Genomic DNA, 5455 nt, shown 5'->3' with positions numbered 1-5455 from the left:
GCGTACGAGATCGGCGCGGCTGTGGATGTCCCATCCGAGAATGTTGATCGTCCGTTGCGCTCGCGGAACAGATCGCCAAGCGCCGCGGCGGCCTCGCCGTCGACCATGATCTGCGTGTCGTGAAATGGCGCGTACGGCGCGCCGTCGGGTCCCACGCGGCGCGGATCGTCGACGCGATGTTCGGGCGTGTCCCAGCGCCGCATCGTGAGATCGATTCCCCCGCAGAACGCGACGCGGTCGTCGATCACCACGATCTTCTGATGATGCGCCGCGCCTTCGGGATGATGGCTGTCCAGCCGATAGCGCATGCGGCGGGGCGCGGACAGCTCGCGCCGGGTGGTCGGGCTCCATTCGCGCTCGAGCGCGAACAGCATGTTGAAATCCCACGTCAGGATATCGATGCGCAGCCGCCGGCGCTCATGAGCGAGCCGACGCAGGAAAGCGCCGAGTTCGCGCGGATAACCATCGTGCGGATCGTGGCGTACGAGATCGGCGCGGCTGTGGATGTCCCATCCGAGAATGTTGATCGTCCGTTGCGCTCGCAGCGCCGTTTCGCGAAACGTCGCGAAATACGACGCCGCGTCGATGAGAAATTTGACGCGGGAGGAGCGGGCCACGCGCCAGCAGTTGGTTCCGATCTGGAAAAGCGGTTCGTCCATACAGCTCGCTCACCTTTACCGGAAAACGCGGGCTCGCGGCGTGAGCGACAAGCCAAAACGGCGACGCCGCGCACGATTCGCGCCGTCCACGGTACGCCATTTGCCGCCTCATTCGGGATACGCGCGCCCGCGTCTAACGCGCGAAGGCCGCCGGTCCGCCGAGCGTCTCGACGATCGCGCGGCGCAAAGCGGCGTCGCGCGTTGCGTCGAACGCACGCCGCAATCCCTTGTCCGCGAGGGGATTATTCGGATTGATCCGCCGCGCCGCAAGAAAGGCGTTCACCGCGTCGTCCGGATTGTCGAGGACGAGCTGCCGAAAGCCCCATTCGATGTGGAACATGTCACGTGCGGCGAGGTCCGCGTCGATCGGAAAATCGTCCGCGAACGCCGAAGCGTCAAACGACATCTCATCGGCATCGCCGCGCGCCGCGCCAACAAGCCCGCGCGCCGCCAGCGCGCGCGCGACAACGATGCCAAGCAGCCGCTGGCCCGCCTCGCTCGGGTGATTGTGATCGACACCGAGCGCCACGTCCGGGCGCGCGCCGGCGGCCTGCCGAAATTCGGCGAGCGGGTCGATCGTCACGATGCCGCGCGCCGCCGCCATTTGCGCGATCCCGGCGTGCAGCGGCTCGTAGCGATAGTCCGTCAGATCGTCGAGCAGCGGAACGATAACCATGGCCGCCGGGACGCCGCGCTCGCGCGCCAGGCGCGCGAATCCGTCGATCGCGTTGCGCACGCGGTCGCGATGCTCGGCGAACACGCGAAAAAAGTAATTCTCGCGAAGTGCCTCGTAACTTAGCTTTTCCCTTTGCGCGAGAAGGCGCAGTCCTTCGCTGTTCCTCGCCGCGTCGCGATGCATCGCCTCGGCGAGGCGATAACGCACGAGGGCAAACAGCTTGCTGTGCCCGAGTAGCGCGCCGCGCAAACCGCGTCGCCACGCGCCGCCGGAGGACAAAAACGCCTCGTCCGCACCGGTCTGCTGGCCGAGCAGATCGAGGATATCCACGCTGTACGGGTCGGGATCGTTGTGATTGTACGACCACACGACAAGATCGGGATCGACGGCAAGCGCCTTGGCGCGCAGGCAGGCGACAATCTCCGGCGCGCCGTATCCGCGCACTCCGAAATTGAAGACCTCCACGTGCGAAGCGCCGGCGCCCGCGCGCGCGTTCAACACGCGCTCGGCGACCTTCGGATGCGCCTCCCACAAAAAGCTCGCCCAGCCGTAAGTGACCGAATCGCCAAGCCACGCGATGCGAAACACGCCGGAGCGTTTTTCGCGCGGATAATGAAAATCGCGCCGCCCGTCGCCATTGATCGCCTCGCCCTCGAACTCGGTGTACGGAATCGGCTCGTAACGCAGATCGGGATCTTCCGAAATTCGATGCACGCCGGACGCGATGCGATAAACGCGCGGCGCGATCCCAAGCGCGCGCACGCCCGCCTCCGCGAAAAGCGCGCCCGCAACAAGGCCGAGCACGACGGGAAAAACGGCGCGGACGATGCGCGGCGCAGGTTTCATGCTCATTCCCGACGCCGCATCGCCACGGCGAACGCGCCATCCGTGCCGTGCTCCGACGGCAGAAGCTGCAGCGCGCCGGACTCGTCCGCAAGCGCGGCGATGCGCGCGGCGCGCCCGGCGTCAAATCGCGCCACCGACTCGGCAAGCGCGCCGCCCGCGGGGACAAGCGAAAAGTCGGCGTGCGCGGCGAGAAAGTCGCGCACGACGTCTTCGTTCTCCGTGCGCGCGAGCGTGCACGTCGCGTACACGAGCCGACCGCCCGGACGCACGTGTCGCGCCGCGTCCGCGAGAATCGCGCGTTGCAGCACGCCGAGCCGCGCGGGATCCTCGGAGGCCAGCAGCCATCGCGTCTCCGGGTGCTTTTGCAACTGCCCCAAACCCGAACACGGCGCGTCGACGAGGACGCGATCGAAAATTTCGCCGTCGCCTTGCGTGTCGCCCGGGTCAATATCCCTCTCGATTTCCTCCACCAACGTCGTCTCCACATTCGCCAAACCAAGCCGCCTTGCATTTTCGGCGACGAGTGCCAGCCGCCCCGCGTGGACATCGCGCGCGACGACGCGCCCGCCCGCACCGACGCGTTCGGCGATGTGCGTCGTTTTGCCGCCCGGCGCGGCGCAGGCGTCGAGCACCTGTTCGCCCGGCCGCGGATCGACAAGCAGCGTTACGAGCTGCGCGGCCTCGCCCTGCACGGTGAGTCGTCCCTCGCGAAACGGCACGGACGCAATGGCCGTATCGAGGTTGTCGGCGACGACGCCAAACGGCGACAGATCCGTGCGTTTGGCGTCGATGCCCTCGCGCGCGAGTTCGGCGATGACGTCGTCCGCGCTCGCGCCGCACGCCCGCAGCACCGCGCGCGGCTCCTCCTGCATCGCGGCAAGAAGGCGCTCGGCGCGCGCGGGGCCGTAGGTTTCGCGCCACATCGCGGCCAACCAGTCGGGCACGGAATACCGCCGCGCGAGTGACGCGGCATCGTCGCCGGCGGGTGCAAGGTAGGCATCGCCCTGCGCGAGCGTTTTCAGCACCGCGTTCACGAAACCCCGCGCTCGCGGGGGGACGAGCGTCACCGTTTCGCCGACCGCCGCGTGCGCGGGGATGCGGTCAAGGAAACGCAGTTGATAAAGACCGATCCGCAGCGCGTCGCGCACGACCGGTTCGAGTTTGTCGACCGGCGTTTTTGATACGGCGTCGATTTCGTCGTCAAGCCGGCGCCGGCGCCGCATCACGCCGGAGGCGATCGCGACCGCGAGCCGCCGATCCGCCGCGCCTGCGTTCGATCGGTCGAGAAGCGCCGAGAGCGTGAGTGAAAGATACGCGCGTTTGCGGCGCACCGCCGTCAGCGCGTCGAGCGCGAGCCGGCGGGCGTCGCGGGAAGGCGCGCGCGCCTCGCCGGTCAACTCGACGCCTCGCGGATGCGCTCGCGAATCGCACGCCACTCGTCCATCGAACGCACCTCGATCTCCTCCCCCTCGACCTTGACGATCGCGCCGCGCGCGGGCGGCGCGTCCATGGCGCGGATGAAGCGATCGACGCGCGCGTCGTCCCACGCGGGATCGATGACGCCGTCGTAAGGAACACGCCAGCCGAAGTACGATCCCTCGCCGGCCTGCGGGCGTCCGGGGTCTTCGTCGTCGACGACGCGGCGGAAGACATCACCGAACGCCGTGACGCCCGCGAGCATCAGCCGATGGGAAAGCGAATGCGTCGTATCGTCCGGACGGATCGGCACGGCATCCTGACGCACGATGTCGCCCGCGTCGAAACGCTCGGTCATGCGATGGAACGTCACGCCCGTTTGGGGCTCGCCGTTGATGATGCACCAAGCGGTCGAAAAACAGCCGCGATAATTCGGCAGCAATGCCGGATGCATGTTGACGCACCCGAGCGGCGGCAAGTCGAGGATGCCGCGCGGAATGCGTTCGCCGTAGTGCAGGGCGAACAGAACATCCGGCGAAAATTCGCGCGCCCATTCGAGGGCCTCGTCGCTCGCGGCGGGAAAAAACGCGGGTGTGAATCCCTGGGACCAGGCGTAGGAGAGAAACGCGCCGTTTGCGTCGTCCAGCGGGTGCGTCAATAGCGCGACGTTTTCCGGGCGCACGCCCTCGGCGAACAACGTTTCGATCGCGACGATGCCCGGTACCGCGTGCACGGCGAGGAGCACGCGCAATGTTTGCCGGTCCTTGCGTTTGGCGCTCATGCGTTCGTCATGCCGACGCGAGAAGCGTCAGGTGGACCTTGCGTTTGCGCGGGCCGTCGAACTCGCAAAAGAAAATTCCCTGCCACGTGCCGAGCCCAAGCTTGCCGTCTTCGATCGTCACCAACTCCGAGCATCCGACGAGGCTCGACTTGATGTGCGAATCCGAGTTGCCTTCGCTGTGCCGGAATTCGGCCAGGATCGGCGCGATTTTTCCAAGGCCAAGCACGATGTCCGCGGGCACGTCCGGGTCGGCGTTTTCGTTGATGGTGATTGCGGCGGTGGTGTGCGGGCAGAACACGAGCACGGCGCCGGATTTCGCCGCCGCGTCGCGGACGAAATCACGCACGCCGCCGGTGATATCGACAAGCTCGTTGCGACTTTTCGTTGAAACGGTAAGGGTTGTCACGTCGATTTCCTCCAACGCGAACATTCGTTTTGCAAGCCGCGCGAAGGCGTGTTTTTCTTGACGCGCGGCATGCCGGATCATAGCATGACGAAACCGCCCGGGATGAATCGTCCCGGCAGGAAACGGGTGAATTCATGAGCGAACATGAACAGAACATCGAAAAGCTGAAAGCCATTTTCGAAAGCAATATCAAACCTCTGGTCGAGCGGCAGGGCTCGTCCGTGGAGTTTGTCTCGTTCGACGGAAGCACGGTCTTCGTTCGCGCGAGCGGGCGCGTCGATGCGTCGGTCATCCGGCGCGCGGCGCTTGGCATCATCCGCAACCACATGCCCGATGTCACGGCGGTGGAGGATGCGGCCTCGGCGTCGGCGTCCGCGGTAACCGATACGGCGGCCGGCGGTTCGAGTTGGTCGAGCGAACAGTTGCAGAGGATTCAGGATCTTTTCGACTCGACGATCAATCCCGCTCTCGCGGGCCACGGCGGATTCGCCAAACCGCTCGACGTGCGCGGCGACAAGCTCTACATCCAGGTCGGCGGCGGCTGCCAGGGCTGCGGCATGGCGTCGGTCACCGTGAAGCAGGGCATCGAGTCGATCATCCGCCAGCACTGGCCGGAGATCCATGAGGTCATCGACACGACCGATCACGCCTCGGGCACGAACCCTTACTAC

6 protein-coding genes are annotated in these 5455 nt (G+C 66.3%); 1 reads left to right on the top strand and 5 read right to left on the bottom strand.

The window, feature by feature from the left end:
• The 5 genes from K8I61_17040 to K8I61_17020 all read right to left on the bottom strand — a co-directional run.
• Positions 1-659: hypothetical protein (locus tag K8I61_17040; protein ID MBZ0273748.1), on the bottom strand; the 659-nt coding region annotated here is incomplete at its 3' end.
• 133 nt (positions 660-792) lie between these two features.
• Positions 793-2187 carry an SGNH/GDSL hydrolase family protein gene (locus K8I61_17035; GenBank protein MBZ0273747.1) on the bottom strand — a complete coding sequence of 465 codons (1395 nt, stop codon included), beginning with the start codon at positions 2185-2187 and terminating at the stop codon, positions 793-795.
• A complete protein-coding gene (rsmB, locus tag K8I61_17030; GenBank protein ID MBZ0273746.1) occupies positions 2184-3578 on the bottom strand; it encodes a 16S rRNA (cytosine(967)-C(5))-methyltransferase RsmB in 1395 nt (464 codons plus the stop codon). The genes K8I61_17035 and rsmB overlap by 4 nt, the downstream gene beginning before the upstream one ends.
• Positions 3575-4378 (bottom strand): hypothetical protein, encoded by an 804-nt coding sequence (locus K8I61_17025; GenBank protein ID MBZ0273745.1) that lies wholly within the window; start codon positions 4376-4378, stop codon positions 3575-3577. Before K8I61_17025 ends, rsmB begins: the two co-directional genes overlap by 4 nt.
• A gap of 7 nt (positions 4379-4385) precedes the next feature.
• Positions 4386-4808, bottom strand: a complete 423-nt coding sequence (locus K8I61_17020; protein ID MBZ0273744.1) for a secondary thiamine-phosphate synthase enzyme YjbQ — start codon at positions 4806-4808, stop codon at positions 4386-4388.
• A gap of 110 nt (positions 4809-4918) precedes the next feature.
• On the opposite strand from K8I61_17020, the gene K8I61_17015 reads away from it, so the two are divergent.
• On the top strand, positions 4919-5455 hold a 537-nt coding region (locus K8I61_17015), incomplete at its 3' end, for a NifU family protein (protein MBZ0273743.1).

The organism is bacterium (genome assembly GCA_019912885.1).
Taxonomy (GTDB): domain Bacteria; phylum Lernaellota; class Lernaellaia; order JACKCT01; family JACKCT01; genus JAIOHV01.
Note: the sequence above shows the minus strand (reverse complement) of the source record. Positions and strands in the feature narration are given on the sequence as shown.